The 1,254-nt window shown below is 37.7% G+C and carries 1 protein-coding gene; it reads right to left on the reverse strand.

The genetic code is table 11. The features are described 5' to 3' along the window. Positions 1-35: 35 nt before the first annotated feature. The coding region (locus tag ACLNCP_RS09955; RefSeq protein ID WP_424844383.1) for an ISL3 family transposase at positions 36-1,254 on the reverse strand (1,219 nt) is incomplete at its 5' end.

Consider the following 1,254-nt stretch of genomic DNA (forward strand, 5'->3'; position numbering starts at 1 on the left):
TGGCTCTTTGTCAACTGTAGTGGGTTGAAGAAAAGCTAATATCTAGAAAGGACAAATCTCGTCCTTTCTTTTTTGATGTTCAGAGCGATAAAAATCCGTTTTTTGAAATTTTCAAAGTTCCGAAAACCAAAGGCATTGCGTTTGATAAGTTTGATGAGATTATTGGTTGCTTCTAATTTGGCGTTAGAATAGTGTAGTTGAAGGGCGTTGACAATCTTTTCTTTATCCTTGAGGAAGGTTTTAAAGACAGTCTGAAAAATAGGATGAACCTGCTTAAGATTGTCCTCAATAAGTCCGAAAAATTTCTCTGGTTCCTTATTCTGGAAGTGAAAAAGCAAGAGCTGATAGAGCTGATAGTGGTGTTTCAAGTCTTCTGAATAGCTCAAAAGCTTGTCAAGAATCTCTTTATTCGTTAAGTGCATACGAAAAGTAGGGCGATAAAAACGTTTATCACTCAATTTACGACTATCCTGCTGGATGAGCTTCCAGTAGCGCTTGACGGCCTTGTATTCATGGGATTTTCGATGAAACTGATTCATGATTTGGACACGGACACGACTCATAGCACGGCTAAGATGTTGCACAATATGGAAACGATCTAGAACGATTTTAGCACACGGAAAAAGTTGTCTAGCTAAGTCATAGTAGGGACTAAACATATCCATAGTAATGATTTTCACTCGACATCGGACTGCCCTATCATATTTAAGGAAGTGATTTCGGATAATAGCTTGTGTTCGTCCCTCAAGAACAGTGATAATATTGAGCTTTTCAAAATCTTGTGCAATGAAGCTCATCTTTCCCTTAGTAAAAGCGTACTCATCCCAAGACATAATCTCAGGAAGACAAGAAAAATCATGCTTAAAACGGAAGTCATTGAGCTTGCGAATGACAGTTGAAGTTGAAATGGACAGCTGATGGGCAATATCAGTCATAGAATTTTTTTCAATCAGCTTCTGAGCAATTTTTTGGTTGATAATACGAGGGATTTGGTGATTCTTCTTGACGAGAGAAGTCTCAGCTACCATCATTTTCAAACAATGATAGCACCTAAAACGGCGCTTTTTAAGGAGAATTCTAGTAGGCATACCAGTCGTTTCAAGGTAAGGAACTTTAGACGGTTTTTGAAAGTCATATTTCTTCATTAGACTTCCGCAATCAGGACAAGGTGGAGCCTCATAATCCAATTTAGCGATGATTTCTTTATGTGTGTTCCTATTAATAACATCCATAATTTGGATATTGGGGTCTTTA

Source organism: Streptococcus sp. CL6.35 (assembly GCF_049737915.1).
Taxonomy (GTDB): Bacteria; Bacillota; Bacilli; order Lactobacillales; family Streptococcaceae; genus Streptococcus.